The organism is Streptomyces sp. NPDC013317 (assembly GCF_055563155.1).
The window spans coordinates 702,955-722,986 of sequence record NZ_JBVHDX010000002.1; the positions used below are offsets into that span (position 1 = coordinate 702,955).

General features: G+C 69.6%; 17 protein-coding genes and 1 pseudogene. 5 read left to right on the forward strand and 13 right to left on the reverse strand.

Annotation, left to right across the window (positions count from 1 at the left end; all coding sequences use genetic code 11):
* The first annotated feature begins 81 nt into the window (after positions 1-81).
* Positions 82-1,425: a glycoside hydrolase family 18 protein gene (locus ACZ3IJ_RS07920; RefSeq protein ID WP_467466787.1), complete on the forward strand. Its 1,344-nt coding sequence runs from the start codon at positions 82-84 to the stop codon at positions 1,423-1,425.
* Positions 1,426-1,551: 126 nt separating this feature from the next.
* Here ACZ3IJ_RS07920 and ACZ3IJ_RS07925 read toward each other — a convergent pair whose 3' ends face one another.
* Together ACZ3IJ_RS07925 and ACZ3IJ_RS07930 are read right to left on the reverse strand one after the other, a co-directional pair.
* Positions 1,552-2,646: a DUF4190 domain-containing protein gene (locus ACZ3IJ_RS07925; RefSeq protein WP_467466788.1), complete on the reverse strand. Its 1,095-nt coding sequence runs from the start codon at positions 2,644-2,646 to the stop codon at positions 1,552-1,554.
* A gap of 370 nt (positions 2,647-3,016) precedes the next feature.
* Positions 3,017-4,591, reverse strand: a complete 1,575-nt coding sequence (locus tag ACZ3IJ_RS07930) for a S8 family peptidase (RefSeq protein ID WP_467466789.1) — start codon at positions 4,589-4,591, stop codon at positions 3,017-3,019.
* A gap of 178 nt (positions 4,592-4,769) precedes the next feature.
* Here ACZ3IJ_RS07930 and ACZ3IJ_RS07935 point away from each other — a divergent pair, with 178 nt between their 5' ends.
* Entirely contained in the window at positions 4,770-5,900 is a 1,131-nt protein-coding gene (locus ACZ3IJ_RS07935; RefSeq protein ID WP_467466790.1) for a threonine synthase, read from the forward strand.
* Here ACZ3IJ_RS07935 and ACZ3IJ_RS07940 read toward each other — a convergent pair.
* From ACZ3IJ_RS07940 to ACZ3IJ_RS07990, 11 genes and pseudogenes are all read right to left on the reverse strand, one after another.
* Complete coding sequence (locus ACZ3IJ_RS07940; protein WP_467466791.1) at positions 5,872-6,354, reverse strand: cupin domain-containing protein; 483 nt, start codon at positions 6,352-6,354, stop codon at positions 5,872-5,874. The genes ACZ3IJ_RS07935 and ACZ3IJ_RS07940 overlap by 29 nt on opposite strands.
* A gap of 30 nt (positions 6,355-6,384) precedes the next feature.
* Complete coding sequence (locus ACZ3IJ_RS07945) at positions 6,385-6,615, reverse strand: hypothetical protein (protein WP_383571234.1); 231 nt, start codon at positions 6,613-6,615, stop codon at positions 6,385-6,387.
* A gap of 29 nt (positions 6,616-6,644) precedes the next feature.
* Complete coding sequence (locus ACZ3IJ_RS07950; protein WP_467466971.1) at positions 6,645-7,472, reverse strand: hypothetical protein; 828 nt, start codon at positions 7,470-7,472, stop codon at positions 6,645-6,647.
* A gap of 246 nt (positions 7,473-7,718) precedes the next feature.
* Positions 7,719-8,000 (reverse strand): annotated as a pseudogene (locus ACZ3IJ_RS07955) (WhiB family transcriptional regulator); the annotation flags it as partial.
* Between the two features lie 115 nt (positions 8,001-8,115).
* Positions 8,116-8,706 (reverse strand): hypothetical protein, encoded by a 591-nt coding sequence (locus tag ACZ3IJ_RS07960; protein WP_467466792.1) that lies wholly within the window; start codon positions 8,704-8,706, stop codon positions 8,116-8,118.
* A gap of 11 nt (positions 8,707-8,717) precedes the next feature.
* Positions 8,718-11,009, reverse strand: coding sequence for a hypothetical protein (locus ACZ3IJ_RS07965; protein ID WP_467466793.1), 2,292 nt, complete (start codon positions 11,007-11,009; stop codon positions 8,718-8,720).
* Positions 11,010-11,069: 60 nt separating this feature from the next.
* Positions 11,070-11,603, reverse strand: coding sequence for a hypothetical protein (locus ACZ3IJ_RS07970; protein ID WP_467466794.1), 534 nt, complete (start codon positions 11,601-11,603; stop codon positions 11,070-11,072).
* A 48-nt stretch (positions 11,604-11,651) separates the two neighbouring features.
* A complete protein-coding gene (locus ACZ3IJ_RS07975) occupies positions 11,652-14,657 on the reverse strand; it encodes an ATP-binding protein (RefSeq protein ID WP_467466795.1) in 3,006 nt (1,001 codons plus the stop codon).
* Positions 14,658-14,664: 7 nt separating this feature from the next.
* On the reverse strand, positions 14,665-15,219 hold the full coding sequence (locus tag ACZ3IJ_RS07980; RefSeq protein ID WP_467466796.1) for a hypothetical protein: 555 nt from the start codon (positions 15,217-15,219) through the stop codon (positions 14,665-14,667).
* 72 nt (positions 15,220-15,291) lie between these two features.
* Positions 15,292-15,555 carry a TrbC/VirB2 family protein gene (locus tag ACZ3IJ_RS07985; RefSeq protein ID WP_391798682.1) on the reverse strand — a complete coding sequence of 88 codons (264 nt, stop codon included), beginning with the start codon at positions 15,553-15,555 and terminating at the stop codon, positions 15,292-15,294.
* Positions 15,556-15,666: 111 nt separating this feature from the next.
* Positions 15,667-17,424 carry a conjugal transfer protein gene (locus ACZ3IJ_RS07990; protein WP_467466797.1) on the reverse strand — a complete coding sequence of 586 codons (1,758 nt, stop codon included), beginning with the start codon at positions 17,422-17,424 and terminating at the stop codon, positions 15,667-15,669.
* 291 nt (positions 17,425-17,715) lie between these two features.
* Between ACZ3IJ_RS07990 and ACZ3IJ_RS07995 the strand changes: the two genes are divergently transcribed.
* From ACZ3IJ_RS07995 to ACZ3IJ_RS08005, 3 genes are read left to right on the forward strand one after another with little or no spacing between them, the layout of a single operon-like run.
* Positions 17,716-18,189, forward strand: coding sequence for a hypothetical protein (locus tag ACZ3IJ_RS07995; protein WP_467466798.1), 474 nt, complete (start codon positions 17,716-17,718; stop codon positions 18,187-18,189).
* A 54-nt stretch (positions 18,190-18,243) separates the two neighbouring features.
* Positions 18,244-18,876 carry a hypothetical protein gene (locus tag ACZ3IJ_RS08000; RefSeq protein ID WP_467466799.1) on the forward strand — a complete coding sequence of 211 codons (633 nt, stop codon included), beginning with the start codon at positions 18,244-18,246 and terminating at the stop codon, positions 18,874-18,876.
* A complete protein-coding gene (locus ACZ3IJ_RS08005; protein WP_467466800.1) occupies positions 18,873-19,895 on the forward strand; it encodes a hypothetical protein in 1,023 nt (340 codons plus the stop codon). Before ACZ3IJ_RS08000 ends, ACZ3IJ_RS08005 begins: the two co-directional genes overlap by 4 nt.
* Positions 19,896-20,032: the final 137 nt, after the last annotated feature.

A 20,032-nucleotide genomic window follows, 5' to 3' on the forward strand; every position in this document is an offset into this window, starting at 1 on the left:
GAGTCTTGACCGTAATGGTCCAGACCAATACGTTCCTGTGAGCACAGCTCCCTTCCGGCACACGCACAGGAAACGAGCCCCATGCGTCGTAGAACCCTTTCCCGGCTGACGACCGCCGCCCTCTCCCTCGGCCTCGTGGCCGGACTCGCGCCCGCAGCGGGCGCCGACTCCGCCTCGCACAGCACCAGCCGCCCCTCGTACAAGCGCGTCGGCTACTTCACCCAATGGGGCGTCTACGGACGCGACTTCCAGGTGAAGGATCTGGAGACAAGCGGCACGGCGGCCAAGCTCACCCACATCAACTACGCCTTCGGGAACGTCAGTTCCGACGGCAGGTGCTTCACCGGCAACGTGCCGGGAGAGGCCGACGCGTGGGCCGACTACGTCCGTCCGCTCGACGCGGCCGACTCCGTGGACGGCGTCGCCGACACCGCCGAGCAGCCTCTGGCCGGCAACTTCAACCAGCTGCGCGAACTCAAGGCGAAGCACCCGGGCCTCAAGGTCCTGATCTCGCTCGGCGGCTGGAGCTGGTCCACCCACTTCTCCGACGCGGCCCGCACCCCCGCGTCCCGCAAGGCCTTCGTCTCGTCCTGCATCGACCTCTACATCAAGGGCAACCTGCCCGTCGACGGAGCCCGTGGCGGCGCGGGAGCCGCCGCGGGCCTCTTCGACGGCATCGACCTCGACTGGGAGTGGCCGGCCTCCGCCGGCGACGTCGACACCGTCTTCCGCCCGGAGGACAAGCAGAACTTCACCGCCCTGGTACGGGAGTTCCGCAGCCAGCTCGACGCCTACGCCACGTCCCGGCAGGGCCACGGCAAGCGCAAGCACTACGAGCTGACCGCCTTCGTGCCGACCGCCCCGGCCAAGATCGACGCAGGCTTCGAAGTCCCGAAGATCATGCGGGACTTCGACTTCGTGAACCTCCAGGGCTACGACTTCCACGGCTCCTGGGAGTCCACGACGGCCCAGCAGTCGGCGCTCTTCGCGAAGAGCGGCGACTTCAGCGTCGACCAGACCGTGAACGACTGGCTGCGGCGCGGCGCGCCCGCCCACAAGCTCGTGGTGGGCATGCCGTTCTACGGCCAGGGCTGGACGGGTGTGACGGGCGGCGGTGACGGGCTCGGGCAGCCGGCCACCGGCCCCGCGCCGGGCACCTGGGCGAACGGGAGCGAGGACTACAAGGCCCTGAAGAAGCTCGCGGACTCGGGGACGTACAAGGTGCACCGCGACTGGCGCACCGGCCACGCCTGGCTCTTCGACGGCACGACCCTGTGGACGTACGACGACCCGCAGGTGCTGCGCACCAAGTCGACGTACGTACGCGTCAAGGGGCTCGGCGGCGCGATGTTCTGGTCGCTGGACGGTGACACCCCCGACGGCGAGCTGATCACCGCCGTGGACCGCGGACTCGGCCGCCGCTGACCCACCGGCGCGCGACCGCCCGGCCGGCGCACAGCGCCGACCCGCGGGCGCACGCGCGCGTGCACGGGGCCGGGTCTCCCGAAGGAGGCCCGGCCCCGGTTCACACGCACGCCCGACAGCGACGTCTCAGGCGGACGTGCCGGAGTCCAGCGTCGCCGTGAGGTCCAGGGCCCTGCGGGCCCCGGACTCCGACTCCCAGTAGGTCCCGTCGTACGCGGCGTCGTAGTGCTCCCAGAAGACGTCCGCGTCGGCGGCCTTGGCCAGCCTGTCCCATTCCTTCGCGGAGGAGTCCAGCTCCTTCACCAGCTCGGCGACGCGGGGCGCCGCCGCCGGCGACCAGGTGTGGCTCTTCAGGTTCCGGCTCGCTCCGGTGAGGGCGCCGTGGACCTTCCCCGCCCATTCCCTGTTTCCGGCCAGATCCTCGTCCGCGTCCTCCTCCGGCTCCTCGTTCAACGCGTCGTCGATCGGGTTCATGGTCGTGAGGTAGTGGAGCTGGTGGGCGTCGAGGGTGGTCTTGTCGCTGCGCAGCGAACCCTTGATCGGTTCACCGCCGTCCACGATGAACGCGCAGGTCACGACGCGGTCGCCGGCCCGCCAGCTGGCACGGCTCGGCATGTAGTAGAAGTCGTAGACGTCCTCGGGGAAGGCCCAGCTGTCCAGCGCGTACGCCTGGCCGACTTCCTGGCAGCGCTTCTCCGCGATGTCGTCGATGGCGCTCTCGCCCGGCCACTTGGTGAAGCCGGTGAGTTTGAAGCCGCCGGTGACCTCGCCCTCGTGCGGCCGGTCGCAGGGGACGACCAGGACGTCCGAGGTCTCGGCCTCCATCTCGCCGTCGACGTTGTAGCACTGGCCGGTGCGCAGGGAGAACGCCGAGCTCGAACTCGCCGCCTCCTCCACGCCCTTCTGGAAGCCGCGCCACGCCTCGCCGAAGACGCCGGTGACCAGACCGACGATCATGACGAGGGAGCTGAGCGCGGACAGGATGATGCCCGCGACGGCGAGCCCCTTGCCGGACTGGTTCCGCTTCCGGATCTGCGGGAGGGCGGTCAGTCCGAGGACCAGGCCGAGCGGCGGCAGACAGCAGACGACACCGGAGACCAGCGAGGCGATGGCCAGACCGTTGGTGGTCTGCTGCGGGGCGGCGTAGGCGGCGGGACCCACCGCACCGGGGCCGTACGGCCCGTACGGGGCGTAGGGGTTGGCGTTGTACGGCCCCGGCACCACCGGAGTCCCGGGAGGCCCGTGAGGAGTCACCGGAACCCCCGGAGGCCCGGCGGGAGCCGTCGAAGCACCCGGGGGAGCCGTCGGGTCCGAAGGCTCCGGGGCGGGCCACGCTCTGTGGGGTGGCTGAGAGTCCTGGGGCGGCTGGGAGGGCTCCACGAGTACGGTGCTCCTGTGCGGGCGGATGATACGAACGTGCGATCAGGCGCGCGCATCGTACGTGCTCCAGGGGTGGGGGCGGTACAGCGCGGCTGCTCGACCCGCCCTACGAGGCGGCCTGGTCCGCCTCGACCTTCTCTGACGACGGCGGAGGGACGGCCGCCGGACCCGGCGACCGCCCCTCTCAGGCACCTACGTGCTACTCACCCACTCAGAACTGGAGCGCCCAGGAGTCGATCTTCCCGGTGTCGTAGTTCGCGTTGTCGCTGACGCGCAGCTTCCACGTGCCGTTCGCGACCTCGGAGGAGGCGTTCACCGTGTACGTGGTGTTGATGTTGTCGGAGCTGCCGCCGGTGCCGTAGCCCTTCAGCGTGTACGCCGTGCCGTCGGGGGCGATGAGCTGGACCTGAAGGTCACCGATGTAGGTGTGAACGATGTTCACGGGCACCTGGAGCGCGGAGGGGGCGTTGCCCGTGACACCGCTGACGGTCACCGGGGACTCGACGGTCGAGTTGTCGGCGATGGCGAAGTCCGCGGTGTTCTCGAACTTCTTGCCGGGCGGCGGGGTGGTGCCGCCGCCGCCCACGAAGAGCAGCCGGTTCGGCGAGCCGGAGCCGGGGTTGCCGACGACGTTGGGGGTGGCGGCGCTCGTCAGCGCGGACGAGACCTGGGCCGGGGTGGCCGACGGGTTGTCCGCGAGCCAGACCGCGGCCGCGCCCGCGACGTGCGGGGTCGCCATCGACGTGCCGGAGATGGTGTTGGTGGCGGTGTCGTTCGTGTTCCAGGCCGAGGTGATGGAGGAGCCCGGGGCGAAGATGTCGAGCACGCTGCCGTAGTTGGAGAAGCTGGAGCGGGCGTCGGTGTTGGTCGTGGAGCCGACCGTGATGGCCTCGGAGACGCGCGCCGGCGAGTAGTTGGAGGCGTTGGAGTTGTCGTTGCCCGCGGCCACGGCGTAGGTGACGCCCGACGCGATCGAGTTGCGCACGGCCGTGTCGAGGGCGGAGTCGATGCCGCCGCCGAGGCTCATGTTGGCGACGGCCGGCTTGACGGCGTTCTGGGTGACCCAGTCGATACCGGCGACGACCTGCGCGGTCGTGCCCGAGCCCTGGTTGTTGAGGACGCGGACGCCGACGATCTTGGCCTTCTTCGCGACACCGTAGGAGGATCCCGCGACGGTTCCGGCGACGTGGGTGCCGTGGCCGTGCCCGTCCTGGGCGACGTTGTCGTTGTCGATCGCGTCGTAACCGTTGAAGGCCCGGCCGCCGAAGTCGCTGTGGGAGATCCGTACACCGGTGTCGATGATGTACGCCGTGACGCCCTGGCCCGCGGTGTCCGGGTAGGTGTAGCTCTGGTTCAGCGGAAGGGCCCGCTGGTCGATCCGGTCCAGGCCCCAGGACGGCGGGGAGGGCTGCGTGCCGTCGACCGTGAAGACGCGGTTCTGCACGACGGAGGCCACCGCGGGGTCGCCGGCGAGCTTCTTCGCCTGCGCCTCGGAGAGCTCGACGTTGTAGCCGTTCAGCGCCGAGGTGTACGTCTTCTTGATCTTCGCGCCGTGCTTGGCCGCGACCGCCCGACCCTTCGAGGTCTCCGCCGGGGCGGAGTCCTTGAGGGTGACGATGTAGCTGCCGTCGATCGTCCCGGGGGCCCCGGCGTTCTGGATCACGCCGTCGGGAGCGGCCTCGGCCGCGGTGGCGGGGAAGGTGGCGGCGGTGCCGAGAGCCAGGGCGGCGACGGCTATGGCACTGGCGGCGGCGAGTCTGCGCCGCGAGTCACGCATCACTGACATGTGAGGGATCCTCCTCATAGGTGGTGCGTTGCTGTGGGGGTACGGCAGGAACATGACAACTAGACGTGAAGTGTCCACGCCGTTTCGCACATCCGGCTGCCGAGCGAAAGATTGACGGATCCATAGGAATCTCACAAGGGTCCTGAGCGCCCCGACACACGTGCGCCACACGGCTGACATGCTGGCGCTCATGACGCCGTACGTGTGCCCCCGTTGCCGGCTCCGGTCCCCCGCAGACGCCCTCACCTGGTGTTGTCCGCAGTGCCGCGGCCCTTGGGATCTCGAGTTCACGAGCGCCCCGGTTTCACTCACGTCCCTTGCGTCACGTGTGAATTCATTGTGGCGTTACGAAGAGGCGCTGCCGCTGGCGACCGGGGCCCCGCGGGTGACGCTCGGGGAGGGCCGCACTCCGCTCGTCCCGCTCACCGACGGGGTCTCGGCCAAACTCGACTTCCTCATGCCGACGTTGTCCTTCAAGGACCGGGGCGCGGTGATGCTCGCCGAACTCGCCCGCCGCCTCTCCCCGACCCGCGTCCTCGCCGACAGCAGTGGCAACGCCGGCACGGCGATCGCCGCGTACTGCGCGCGGGCGGGCCTCGACTGCGTCGTGTACGTACCGGAGGGAACGTCCGCCAAGAAGCTCGAGCAGATGCGGGCGCACGGGGCGCACGTGACGGTCGTGCCCGGCGACCGCGAGGCCACGGCCCGGGCGGCCCGGGACGCCGCCGACGAACCGGACACGTTCTACGCCTCGCACGTCTACAACCCGCACTTCCTGCACGGCACGAAGACGTACGTGTACGAGCTCTGGGAGGACCTCGGCGGCAGGCTCCCGGACACCCTCGTCGTCCCGGTCGGCAACGGCACCCTCCTCCTGGGCGCCGCCCTGGCCGTGGAGGAGCTGTACGGCCACGGGCTGATCGACGGCCGCCCCGCGCTGATCGCCGTACAGGCGGAGGCGGTGGCTCCCCTGGCGGAGGCGTTCGCGGCGGGCGCGGACGACCTCCTCGAACCGGCGGACGCCCGCCCCACCCTCGCCGAGGGCATCGCCATCCCGAACCCACCACGCGCCGCCCAGATCCTGCGAGCGGTGCGGGCGGCGGGCGGAACCTTCCTCACGGTGACGGAGGACCAACTCCACACCGCCCAGGTGGACCTGGCCCGCCGCGGGCTCTTCGTCGAGGCGACGGGCGTGGCGTGCTGGGCAGCGGTCCGCGCGTCACCCCCACGCCCGGGCCTCACGGTGCTGCCACTGTGCGGGGCGGGGGCGAAGACGGGGCTCAGTCCGTCCAGTACGTGTCGTGTTTGAGGAAGAACTCCGTCCGCTCCTCTTCGGTCATCCCGGCGACCGTCCCGACCTTCTCGAAGTACTCCTCACGGGGAGCGCCGGGCGCGAAGAGGATCAGGAACGAGGCCGGCTCGTCGGACTCGTTGCGGAAGGCGTGCAGCCCGCCGGTCGGGACGTACAGGAAGTCGCCCTTCTTCGCGTCGACCCACTGCTTGCCGTCGAAGAGCCGCACGGTCCCGTCGAGGACGAAGAAGCTCTCGGAGATCGTCCTGTGGAAGTGCGTGGCGGGGCCGCCGGCGCGCGGTGTCATGTCGACCTGGTAGAGCCCGAACTCGCCCCCGGTCGAAGCGGTGGTGGCGAGGTAGTGCGTCTGCGTCCCGTTGGCGACGGTGAGGTCCGCCGGGGTACCGACGGGGCGGAAGGAGGCGCTGACCTCACCGTTCTCGCCGTGGTAGCGGTCCTGCGGGTACGACATGCTGATCTCCGTTCGTCGCGGACGGCCTCCCTAGTCGAGCGCTTCCGTCGTGCCGTCCGGGTGGATGAGCAGACGGATACCGCCACCGAACCGGTCGTCGGTGATCGTCGCCGCGGCGGGCGCGCCGAACTGCTGGGCGCGCTGCTGGAGGATCGAGATGACGACCTCCTGGATGTCACCGTACGGCGGCGCCGTGACCGGGACACCGTCGATCAGGCCGGCGTTGGGCGAGAAGATACGGACTTCGGCCGCCGGAGGCATGGGCTGCACGACTCGGGTCCTTTCAGGAGTTAGGCGAGGTCGTCCCCGGCGAACGGAACGACGGGGGATTCCGCAGGGTCCATGGAGTACTTACCACGCGACACCCGCCGCAGCCGCCCGGACTTGACCAAGGCGGAGAGGACGTTGCTGATCGACTTGGCCGACTCCTGGTACACCTCCGGAGGTAGCGCGAGCAGGACGTCGCGGGCGGTGAACGGTCCCGGGAAAGAGGCGACGGCTCGGTCCACGGCCTGGCGCAGGCTCATCGAGGGGTGCAGGGCACGCACCACGGCACCCGCGCCGTCCGAACCCCCCCGGCTGCCGAGGTGCGGAACGGAGGCGGGCGCGACGGTGCCGTAGGCCGCGATGTGCGCGGCGAGTTCACGCAGCGCGGTCCGCAGGTCGGCCAGCAGCGAGCGTCCGGACGCATCCGTGTCCTCACCGCCCTCCTGCCCGGTCATGAGGACCGACATAACCTCCTCGATCCGTGCGATCGAATCGGCGACACGGCGCAGCAGAGGCTCGAAGAGGTCCTGGCGCAGAGCGGTGATCGGGTCGCTGGTCGCGAGCTCGACGCTGACCGAGCCGACGAGCCCGGTGCCCGCCGGAAGGCGGGGAGCGTCGTCGGCCAGCTCCGCGCGCCAGGCCTCCATGCTGAGGCGCGCCCGTCGGCAGGATGCGGCCAGCTCCGGGGCGAGGCCGGCGGACGGCGCGTGCGCCAGCATGCCGGCCAGTCGCTCGGAGGCTTCGAGCGCGGGTAGCGCGGCGAGCAGCAGCGGCGTGAGGACGGCGTTCTGCACGGCGAGCACGGGATCGTCGAGTGCGAAGGTGATGCGTTCACCTGCCGGCGCCGCCATTGATTCCTCTGCTACGTGATGTGTCTTCTGAGCTGGGACCACGGAACGCGGTCCCGGCCGACCCTGCGTACGCGGGCGCGGGATCCCTGAGGCGCGTACCGGCGCGAACGCGTCTAGGACGGCTTCGAGTTCGGCGTGGAAGCCCGCGTCGAAGCCGACGGAACCCTGTCGGGGATCCACCGGGGCCGTCAGGTCCCCGTGCGGGGTGCCGATGCCGAGCCGGCGGCGGATGAGCCGGCGGTCCTGCTCGGTGGTACCGGCGAGGTACCCGCCCGGGTCCGGGCGGAGGACGGATTCCCGCAGGCACTCCCGCCGGACCGGGCAGGAGGCGCAGAGCTGCCGTGCCGCATGGGCGAGCGCCTGGAGGCGCCGTCCCTGGATGGGCAGCTCGGCCGAGCTGACGGGCGGGTTCTCAAGGAGCGGATGCCGGAAGATGTCCGGTCGGCGTTGGCAGGGCAGCGGAGCGGAGGCCGTGCCTGGCGTTCCGGATATGTTCGCTGAGTGAGTCCTGCGCATAGTCGTGACCATGTAAGTGCCCCCCGTGGCAATTTTTGATACCTGGGGACTCTAGAGCAGTGCAAATGGCGACAGCAAAGCCGTTCCGAACTGTAACCATTTTGCTCACACGTGATCTGATGTGACATCAGGCTCCCTTGACCCGTCTCGCGACGCGCCGCACGGCCCGGCGGAGCGCCGCTGCGCCCCCGCCCCGCACCATGAGAACGGCGACCACACCGGCGAATCCAAGCGGCACGGCGACCGGGGGCGCGACCGTGCCCAGCCCCGCTGCCACGAGGAGGACGGCATCGGCGATCACGACGGTGAGCCCCCGCCGCCCGGGATGGTCCTTGACCATCCACGCGCCGAGCAGCGCCATCCCGGCGATCGCCCAGTGCCCGAACACGGCCTGCCCGCTCACCCATCCGGCCGGAATGCCCCGGGCGATGTCCGCCACGGCCGCGAGATAGCCCGCGAACGCGGCGGTCACCACCGTCGACCCGATCGCAAGCAGCAACTGACCGCGCTTGCGCAGCAGGAACACCAGCAGGCCGAGCACCAGGAGCGCGCAGATCGTGACGAACGAGCTCATCGAGGAGGAGGCGAGGATGAAGAGCGTGTACGCCCCGGCGATCCCGAAGACGAGCCTGGGCAGCAGCCGGACGGCCCAGGCGTCGCTCTTCTCCTGCCGGACCAGACGCCGCACGGCCTCGACGACCGAGTCGGTACGTGACATGAACGGTCCTCCTATCGGGGCATGCGGTTGTCGTCACCCGACGGTCGCTGCGGGGGCAGCTGCGGCGGGTTCGGCTGCGCGGGCTGCTGCGTTACCGGCTGCTGCGTCGGCTGCGTACGCGCCGGCCGGGGCGCCGGGGCAGGAGGCGCGGCCTGCTGCGGCACGGGTGCAGGTGCTGCGGTGGGCGTCGGGGTGGCAGCGGGGGGCGGAGTGGTGTTGCGCTGACTGACACGGCCGACACGGGGGGTCTCCGACGCGGCCTTCTCGTCGGAGTTCGGGTGCTCCGAGCTCTTCGTGTTGACGGTGTTGTCGTACGACTTCTCCTGTACGACGCGAGCCTGGTGCGCGCTCTTGCGCTGCTGGCGCTTGGAGTTGCTCTCCGCGAGCCAGCCACCCTTCTGAAGACGCCCGTTGTTCCACTTCTTGTCCGCCCCTCGGGCAGCCGCGCCGGCTCCCTTCAAGGCGGCGCCCGCGGCGACCCGCCCCGAGCCCGTGACCACACCGGCGCCCTTCTGGCCGACGGCCCCCAGGAACGGCACGGCCTTTCCGCCGACCACACCCGGCATGTCCCCGACGCCCAGGTCCGCGGCGCCGGCGATCTTCGGGCTGAATTCCCCGCTGATGAGCTTCTTGAGCATCATCACGACGGCGACGGTGACGAGGAGGAGCATGAGGAGCTGCATACCCAGGGGGATCCGGGCGGGCAGGATCATCTGATAAAGCACGAGCAGCACGGTCAGAATGACGCCGAAGCCCGCCCGCAGCACGAAGCTGTGAATGAAGGTCTGCAGCCAGCCCTTGAGCAGCTTCTGCTGGGAAGGGTGGATGCCGAGAGTGGCGACCAGCGGGAGCAGGATGATGAGGATCAGGGTCACGGAGTGCCAGAGCAGCGTGAGAGCGCTGAGAACGATGACCATGATGCCGACGATGAGGGCGGCGATCAGGGAGTAGAACGCGAGCCCGACCCGGCCTCCAGCGTTGTGACCGGCCCAGTCACCAAACGGGACAGGGTAGATGTTCTGATCCTTGGGAAGGTCTTCTTCGTCGGGAATATCCTCCCGTGGGCCACCCGCGATGTCCTGCCGGATGGGCATCCACTCGCCTTCCTCCTTACTCTCGGCGTCCTTCGGATCGCCCTTCAGGGGGAACTTGTCAAAGTTGGTCATGGACTGCGCCGCGGCCTGCTTGACCCTAAGGTCCTCGCAGCGCGCGCCCCTTCCGAAGTCACACTCGCCCTTGGCGCTACCGAGGTCGCACGCGGCGTCCTTGGTGACCTTGGCCCCACCGTCCGTTCGGAATATGCAGTTCGCACCTTTCTCGCCGAACTGCCCCAGGGCCCATGGACGGAAGGCGAGGGTGTCGTACATCGCACAGCTCGAGGCACGGAGACCTCGGTTGGTCGTCTCGTCCTTGTTCATGTCGCAGGGCGGCTGCATCTGCCCAGAAACACCCGCCAGCGCCGCCTCGGCGAGCAGCGAGTTGAAGTTCGCGATGCCTGCGTCGGCCTGGTCGATGACCTTGTGATAGTTGCTGTTCTGACCGCCGCCGGCCAGCAGCGCGACTACGGCGATGGTCGTCAGACAAGCCCAGCCGACGCCCGACCAGACCTCGCGCATCTCCTGCCGGCGCCACTTGGTGAATACCCAGATGCCGGTGAGCAGGATCATTGCGGGCACAGCCGGCCTGAAAACGTTGTTCTGCAACGTCGTCACAGCGGCGTTGCGTCCCTCGTACAGGCCTCGGAGAGGACTCGGGTTGGAGGCGAGTTCCTTGATGGAGATGGCCGCGCGCGTGAGGATCTTCGTGCCGTTGAAGACCATGTTGGCTACGCCGTTGTTGACGAAGTCCATGACCGAGCAGTCGTCGGCGCCGCTGTCGTCCGTACCGTCGGGGACAGAGGCATCGGGCCGGCCCTTGAAAGTCCCCGTCCAGATCAGACCCCGCACGCCGTTAATCTCATAAAACGTGTATCTGTCGGGGCTCTTGGACATCTTGACAGCACCGGTGATCATCCCCCGTGTGTCATTGATGTCCTCACCCGTCTGCCCCGTCTTCTCCCACTGATTGACTGCGGGAATGATGGACTCGCCATTCGCGCCCGGATTGTCGCGGCTGTAGTTGTCGTCCCCGGTGATCTTGCAGCTCAGGTTGAGGTCGGGGCCGAAAGCCTGCGCCGAGTTCGGGACGGACAACGTCAGCGCGACCAGCGCGAGAACCAGGAACAGACCTGCTCTGATGATCCGCCCGGCACCGCGCACAAGGTTGCCCGGCGAGCGGAGAACGGAACGGGTTCCGCGTGACATGACCCTACGGCGCACGGGTATTGGTTTCCTTCCAGGTCCGGGGATCCGGGGCGGGGGCGGCTACAGGTCGTAGTTCGTGAGGAAACAGCCCTTGACCAGGCCGTCGTGGATCTCGTAGCCGCTGGGCACGTCCTGACGGTCGTCCGGGTCGCAGGAAACCGTGAGCAGACCGCCCTGCATCAGGCTCTGCGCGGCGTTGTCACTCTCGGCGGCGACGGCGAAGTTCTGGCCGATCGTGAAGGAACGCTTGCCCTTGGCCAGCGCCCCCTGGAACTTGGCCATGTCGCCGATGAGCAGCAGGGTGACGGACCTGCCCGAGTCGTCGCGGCACACAGCGCGCTCCTGGACGCCCCAGGTGGGGTCCTTTGCTTCATCCTCCATGTAGGAGTTGTCGCCGCTCTTCCGAAGCTTGCCGCACGAGACACCGCGCTCCTGGACGGCCTTCTGGACGTCCGCCATGGTCTCCGCCTTCGGCAGGCCGCTCAGCGGGCCGGCGGCCGCGTCTCCCCCCTCGTCGCTCCCGCCGCATCCCGTCAGGGTCATGAGCGCGGCGAGCGCGACGGCTCCGGCTGCGAGGTTCTTGGTCAGGCGCATCGGGATGCTCCTCGGGGTCGATTCGGTCGTTCAGGGTGGCCGGGCAGGTCAGGCCACCGCGGACGGGGCTTCCTGAGCCGGCGTGGCTGTCGGGTCCAGGTCGTTGGTCTCCTGGAGGAAGGTCCAGTCCCAGACACTCAGCGGAGGGTTGACGCCCTGGCGCGACGGGCGGGTCGTGCCGTTGGTGTCCGTGGCGGCGAGGATCTCCTTGAAGACCAGGTCCACCGCCACCGTCCCCACCCGCTTGTCGGCGTCGCGCTGGAGGCAGACACCCGTGCGGAGTTCCTGGAGCGCCGCCACGACCTTCGCGTCCGACTCCGGACGGCCCAGCAACGGTGCCACGAGGGACGCCTCCTGGGCGGACTTCTGCTTGAACGCGAACACCGTGTGGATCTGGTTCGCGCCACCGCTGCGCGCCTCGGAGTCCTCGATCTGGACCAGGTCGATGGCCTGCTGCGTGATCAGCACGGTGACCGCCAGGTACGAACGGCCCTGCTTGAGCGCCCGTCGCATCAGGTCCCGGCCGCTCTCCGTCGCCGTGACGACGTACGCCTCGTCGACGAACAGCGCCTTCGGCCGCAGCCCGATCTCGCCCGTCACCGGGTTCTTCTCGTAACCGACGTCGAGCATCTGGCTGCCGAGCTCGACGACCGCCATCAGCGCGGTCGCCGCGAGCCGCTCGGCCGGGTTCCAGTTGCGCGGGTCGGAGGCCGCCGGCGACTGGAAGCCTCGCAGCGTGATGACCGTACGGCGCTTGCGCATCGCCGACAGCGTCTGCGGCTTCTCCGCGAACGCGAGTCGCGCGTACGGCAGCGTCCGCAGCTCCGTCAGCAGCATCTGGGCCAGCTTCAGGTCCTTCGCCGCCTCGCGGTCGTTCGTCGCGAGCGCGTGCTCGTACGCCCGGACCACCTCGTCTACGACGTTCCACAGCGTCGGCCTCGGCACCTGCGCCTCGGCGTCCCGGGCGCTCAGGCCCTGCTCGGTCGCCTGTCGGATCGCCGAGTTGTACCAGCCGACGACCGTCGCCATCGCCTCGATCACGGGCAGACGTACGCGCTGGTAGTCCTCGTCGCCGAGGAAGCCCCGCAGCATCGACTCGGCCAGCAGCCGGCCCGACGGCACGTCGCGCGCGATCACCCACGGGTCGAGCACGCCCGCCTGGCCCTTGAGAAGGTCGACGACCTCCGTCTCGGCCCAGAACTCCGGGTTCACCGGCTGGAACCGGCTCTCCGGCGTCCCCAGCACACCGCGCTCCGCGTCCGACGCGAACTCCGGGTCGTTCACCTGGGCACCGAAGCCCAGGTAGTAGCAGAGCTGCGCGAAGTCGGTCTTCGGGTCGATGACCAGGCAGCGGACGCCCGACTCCGACTCCTCGTAGAACTTCTGCAGCGCCAGCGAGGACTTTCCACCACCGGACGCGCCGACGATGGCGAGGCCACCGCCGTCGTTACGGGCGGGGCCCACGTGCAGCGAGTAGTGGACCGGCATCTTGCCCGCCCAGCCGACCAGGTTGCCCACCCAGCCGAGCTTCTTGCCGGACCGCTGCTCGGGGTTGTCGCCCAGCTCCGTACCGGCCGTCGGCAGCCCGGCGCCGAGCTGCTCCACCTCCTGCAGCCGCAGATACGGCGCGATCGGCAGCTTCGGCGCGTTGCCGGGCAGCTGCGACTGGAGCAGCCGCCACTGCTGACGCGTCGGGCGCAGCAGCGTGACCTTCAGGTCCTGCTTGAACTGCATCTCCAGGATGCGGCGGCGGCGCTCCAGCTCCGTCGGATCGGACGCGGAGATGGTGAAACGGATCTGCGCCTCCATCCCCGGCATCTTGTGCTCCTCGATGTCGTCCACGAGGTGCTGGGCGCGGGTGACCTGGTTGGCGAGCCGGGTGTCCGGGGAACGGCCCGAGTTCGCCATGTCGTTCATCTCGTCGACCAGGTTGCCGCTCATCTTCCCGGCGCGGTCCTTGAACTTCAGGTACGGGATGAGCGTGAAGCGCATGTCGATCTCGACCGGGAACTCCACGTTCTGCGCCGCGTACCGCGCCCAGGCGGTCGACTGCCGGAACCGGGTCTCCGTAGGCCAGTTGGCGGCGACCAGCGTCGTCGTGTAGCTGGTGTGCTGCTCGCCGGTGACCTCGTCGTACTGGTGCAGCACGATGTGCGTCTTGCGGTTCTCGCCGGAGAAGTCGACCACCAGGTCGAACTGGTCCGGCCCCCAGGAGCGCGAGCCGAGCACGGGCTCGGGCGGCACCGGCAGGTCGCCGTGGAGCGGCTTGCGGATCAGCCAGACCAGCTCCTCGCGGGCCAGTGGCGTACCGCCGAGGCTCTCCAGGCTTTCGTGCACCTCACGCGCGACCTGCGTCCACTGGGCCAGCAGGACCGGCGACAGGTACTCCCCGTGCACACCGGTCGCGGCGGCCGCGGCCTTGTCGGCCGTGCCCGTCAGGGCTCGCGACAGGGCAAGATCCTCGACCGGGTCGTCCCCACCGGGCAGCACACCGCTGCCGTCGCCGGAGCCGCGCTTGAGCGAGCCCAGCTTGACCAGAAGGATGTTCCGCTCGCGCATGGCACCGATGCGCTCCTGGTACTCCGCCTTGCGGAAGTTGTACGCCTTGTAGTTCTCGGTCGGGTCCCAGGCGACGGCGTTGAGCTCCTCGGCCCAGCCGACGGCGGTGATCGGCCGGTACACCTTGCGGTAGTGGCACTCGACGTTCCGGTCGCCGCGCGCGAGGTTGAGCAGCGCACGGGCGGGCGCCTCGGCCATCGCCTGGAGCTCGGTGGCGTTCAGGTACTCGTCGATCGAGGTGGGCAGGACGATGCCGGTCCACACCGAGTCGCCGTGCACGAAGATCATGTCGTCGGCGTAGCGGTACGGCAGCCGCATCTCCTCGCGCCGGGTCTTCGCCCGGTCGCCCTGCGACCGCCCGCGGTTGCCGGAGCCCTGCTTCCCGCCTGCGCCCTGCTTTCCGTCGGCGCCCTTGGTCTTGGAGGAGGAGGCGGCCATGATCATGGCGATCACGAAGAAGGCGACCGCCCCGCCCAGAAGGATCATCATGAACATGGAAGGGTCATCCTGCGGTCTCGGAGGAGGGTGAGCTTGCGGTGGGTACGGCTGACGGCGCGGGGATTACCGGGCCCGTTCCGGCGTACGACGATCCATGGCGCGCCGCCTCGGCGATCGCCTGCTCGTAACTCTGCTGCCAGCGCCGCGAACCCGGCTGCCAGAAGATCACCTGCCAGTGCAGCTGCTCCGGCTCACGGTCGGCGGCCAGGCCCTGCAGCCGCTTGGGCTGCCACCAGTAGTCGGCCCAGACCACCAGCTGCTGGCTGAGGGTGAGGGCGGAGGGGAGCGGCCGGCCCCAGACGAAGTAGACGCCGACGGGCGGCCCCAGGTAGAGCGCCGCCGTCATCACCGACATGCCGAGGAAGGGCACGAAGGCGGAGAGGGAGAGCAGCGCGATCATCCACACCACACCGAACCCGAACGCCGCCCCGAGCGCGGGCAGCAGCAGTCCGGGAAGCGGGATGTTGCCCCAGTTCCAGATGCGCTTGGGACGGTTGAGCAGATCCGTGTGGTCGTAGGCGACCATCGGCTCCGGCTCGCCGTTCACGTCCTGCGCCATGGGTCACTCCCCCCTCTCTCGTCGGCTGTGGCCCGTCCGGCGGCCGGGACCGCACGGTCCCGGCCGAGTGGCTCAGTTGCCGTCGCCACCGACCTGCTTGCCGAGTTCGATGAGCACACCGGCAAGACCGGTCGCGCCACCGATGATCAGGGCTGCCAGCGCGATCATGCCGAAGCCCTGGAAGGCCTCGCGCATGCCGTCGCCGCGCTTCATGGACAGCAGCATCCGGATGCCGAGGATGAGCAGGGCGATCACCGCGACCATCGTTCCGATGGTCGTGAGGATCTCCTGGATCTCGCCGAACATGCCCTCCAGCGAGGTCGCTGCCAGGTACATGGGGTGTCCTTTCGGTTCTGGGGGTCGTGAGAGGAAGAGCGGGAAAGTCGGAAGGGTTCGGCAAGAGGCAGGCCGTGCCCGGGAAGACGGCTCCCGGAGAGCCACGCCCCGTCAGGGCTTGGGCGGCTGGGGCTTGCCGGCGGCCGGCTTGTTGGCCGGCTTCGTGGCGGGTGGCTTGGCCGCGCCGGTCGCGGGCGGCGGAGTGGCGGTACCGCCGGCGGGTGGGGTCTGCTGCCCGGGCGCCGGCGTGGCGCTCGGGGTATCGGTAGTGGCGTCACCCTGCCCGCCAGCCGGGTCGAGGATCGCGCCGCGGATGTCCTTGATGAACCAGCCCTGCGCGGTGTTCACGACGGTCAGCCGATAGGAGCGCTTGACCTGCGGGGTGGTCTCCTGAGCAGGCGTGCCTTCGGCACCTGCACCTGCCCCGCCCCAGACGACCATCACCCGCACCGGCACGGACTGCCCGTACTTGTACGTGATCGCGCCGCTGTCGTCCGTACCGGCCGGGGCCAGCGCCTCGACCGTCTGGACCTGGGGAGCGGACAGCGCGCCGGCCAGCCCGGAGGTCGCGGCGGGCGTGGCGTCGGGTGCCGTGAACCGGGACATCGAGGTGGTGTCGGAGGCACCCCAGGCCGTGAAGTAGCCAGGCAGGACCTGCGCCTTGAGCTGGTCCGAGAGCGCGTCGTCGACGATCTCGTCGCCCCGGTCCACCTCGGGCGCGGTGCCGCGGCCGGGCAACGGCATCTCGCCGACGTCGCCGACGACCCGCAACCCCGAGCCGGCCGCGAGATTCGCGACGTACACAGGCACGGAGACGGTGGTGACCCGTCCGGTCGAGAGAGTGACCTGCACGCCGAAGTAGCGGCCGTTCTTCCCGTACTCGGGCAGGTCCTCGACACTGCCGTCCCAGACGGCACCGGTCACGCTCTGCGTGCCCTGACCGTTCCAGCCGCAGTCGCGGTCCACCCCGGACGTGGCGTAGCGGGCCAGTTCCTCGCGGCGCTGCTCGGCCGTCTTCGGGTCGTACGTCAGACAGAGCGTCGCGTACTTCTCGGCAAACGTCCCCGCCGCCTGGGTCGGGAACTCGGTGAGACGGTACTTCTGGACGTCCTTCTTGCCGAGCGCTGCCGTCGGCGCACTGGAGGACTTCCCGATCGCCAGGCCGACGACCCCGCACGAACCGAGCGCGAATGCGCAGGTGGTGAAGAGCAGGGTGGCGCGGAGGGCGACGTGGGTACCGCGGCCCGTCGCGGGCAGCCGGCCACCGGGGCGGGGTACGTCGAACCCGGCACGCGCGGAGGGCGGCGAGGCTGACGCAGGGGTTGCCGCGTTCCCGGCACCCGCAGGGGCGGCGGCACCGACGGACCCGGCGGTGCCGCTCGGTGCGGCAGCGCCGGGCGCGGGCGCCAGAGCCGGTGCTCCACCACGCTTACGGCTCTCCCGCTCGGCCTTCTTCGCCTCGTACGCGGCCTTCCGCTCGGCCCTGGCCTGCTCGCGACGGTCCTTCTTGTTCTGCTTCGCGGCGTCCGAGGACGAGCCCTGGCGCGGCGGAAGGGCCGGTACGGCGGCCTGCGCCGGCGGTACGGCGGCCTGCGGGGCGCGTCGCGTCCACGCGGCGGCGACCTGGGCACGGGCAGCCTCGGACGCCACCGGCGGCTGGGCCGCGACGGGAGCGGCGGGCGTGGCCGGGGTGTGCGCAGCCGGATATCCGTACGGCGCCTGGCCCTGTGCCTGCTGAGGCTGGGCCGGCGTCTGCTGAGGTGCGTGCGGCTGCTGTCCAACGGCCATGTGCGGCGGCCCGAACTGGCCCGGCTGCACGGGCGGTTGACTCTCGCCGGCACCACCGGCGGGACTGCTGTGGTCCGTCATCGGCTCGGTCTCCCCCCGCGTGTGATCCCTGATCCCCGGCCGGCCGGAATCGGAACGCGGCGGGCCCTGGTGAGGCCAGGTGCGGAGGCAGTGTGGCAAACGGACCGGGCGGGAACACCGCCACTTTCCTCGCCGGGGAAAGGGCGAGGAAAGCGAGGACAGGGCGAGGAAAGGAGGGGTGTCCCATGGCCGACACTTCCGAGTCTCGTTCCCGGTAGCTCGGCACAATGCGGGGGTCGTGCCCGCGCGCCGGGCGCGCCGTACCGTCCCCGACCTTGCCAAGGACGAGAGTTGAGCGACCAGACCGCAGGACCTCAGCACGCCGCCGCACCCGCCGTGCCCACCGCATCGGCCGCGCCCGTGGCACCCGCGGCGCCCGTACCGACGTACAACGCCCAGCACGCCTGGATCGACGGCTACGAACCCGGCAACCCCTGGCAGTCCCGACTCTGCTTCCAGACCGAGTTCGGCACCGTCATGTACCCCCTCACCCCGAACACCATGCCCGAACTCCTCGAGGGCCTGGTGATTGTGGCCCAGGAGCAGCAGGGCATCACGGGCGACCTTGCCCCGGACACCCCCGACACCACCGAGGCGGCGGACTCTCCCGAGGCGTCCGCCGCGAGCCTCCACGACGGCCGCGCCGCCCGGCTGACGGGCTGGGCCGTCGTCCACGACCTCTGGGAACGCGAGGACCCGAAGGTACGTCTGATCATGGGCGCGGTCGTGGTGGTTCTTCTACTCCTCGGGATCTTCCTCACCTGACGGGATACGGTCGGGCAGGTGTATCGAGTGAGTGGATCGAACTGAGGAATCGAGATGCTGGCAGAGACCACGGGGCGGACCCCTCAGGACATGGTCGCCGAGCTCAAGGACGAGCTGGCGGTGGACTGGCTGCCGGTGTGGCAGGGGCTGCCTCAGCTTGGAGGACCGGAGTTCCGGAGGTTGTTCGACGCGTACGGATGGGAGTACGAGGTCCCGGTCCATGAGCGCGAGAGCATGACCGTGCGCACCCGCACGGGGGCGCACCTCACCATCGGGCTGGGCACCCTCTGGGGCATCGAGAACGTGAGCCACTACGCGTCGCACGTCAAGGCGGGCGACCCGTCCGAGAACGGTGCCGTCCTTGCCCGTGCCGCGGAGGACTGGCCGGGCTACGTGAAGGCCGCCGAGTCCGTGCTGGGCGCGCCGACCTGGACGGGACAGTGGGACGCGGCGGAATTCCCCGAGCCCCCGCACCCCTCGTACTGGCCCGACCGTTCTTTCCGGCTCGAGAGCCGCCGGCCGTACCAGTTCGCTCACTGGGCACCGGCCAATGACACTCAGGGGCGTCCCCACATCGTGCTGAGCCAGTCGGTGTCCTTCCCCACGTGGACGACGACCGCACCTGGCGGATCCCGAATCCATCTCGAACTCTGGGCTCCGATTGAGTTCCTGACGGCTCGCAGATGACGGCGACACCTCCGACCCGGGCGGAGGTCGAGAACGCCCTGAGGCTTCAGGACGAATTCGACCGGGGAAAGCCCACCACAGCGGCGGAGGCCACCGTGGTGGCCTCCCGCATCTACACCGACTGGCAGACGGCCAAGGCGAACAACCCCGAAGGCCGCGAGCTCGGCACGCTCCCGGACTACGTTCGCGACATTGCCGAACACGGAAACGTCACCAGCCCGGATCGAGGAAAGATTCGCGCGTTCTGGTCGTACCGGTCTCAACAGGAGGGGTCGCCCCGGGAAGTGCGGCACCAGTTCCTCGCGGAGGCCTGTGGCCGGACCAGGGGGTACCAGGTGCTGGAGGAGACTCCGGCGGGCGGACTGCTCGACTCGTACCACCTCTCGAATCCGCTCGTTCAGGCGGCATTGGCCCAGGACTACGAAGTGGACGCGCAGGAGACGGACAGGGCGATCAAGTACGCGTGGAAGACGGTCTCGGATCGCTACACGCAGGCCGCCGAAGGGCCGGTAGTGATCTTCGCGACCGACATCACCGAGGGATCCATACTCGGCGCGAACGAGATGCCGATCGTGCTCGCCCACGAGAAGGTCGGCAAGGACGCCGTGAGCTTTCCCTTGGAGATGCCCCGACACGAACATCTCCCTTCGGAGATCGACGCGTTGATCGCGAACCCGCCTCTCCGGGCGCAGGTGCGCAAGGAGGACTTCGCCCCCGACAAGTCGCCGAAGGACTTCGCTGAGAAACTCGCCGATCTCGACGTTCCCGAGAACCAACGAGAAGCCCACGAAGCAGCACTGTGGCGGCTCTCGACCGCCAGCAGCTACGCCGAACTCAACGCGCGCGCAGAGAAGAACGCGATCCCGCAACAGAAGCACTCCGCCTTCACACACGGCATGAACGTCCGCCCCGAAGTCACCCACGGCCCGACGGGCCACGGCGTGTATAACCCCACGGTCGTCGAACCTCCGACCCCGGCGCCTGCCCCCGCTGCCGCTGCTAGTGGCGTCGAGCGCTAACCGGGCCCGAAGCCGACCGAGCGTGCGGTGGCGGGCGCCCTGCCAGTGAAAACGCCATTTCCTGGCAGCGGACCCGGGATACGGTCAAACGCACATGCCGCGTGAGTGGATCACGCGAATGTCTCTAGCGAAGGGAT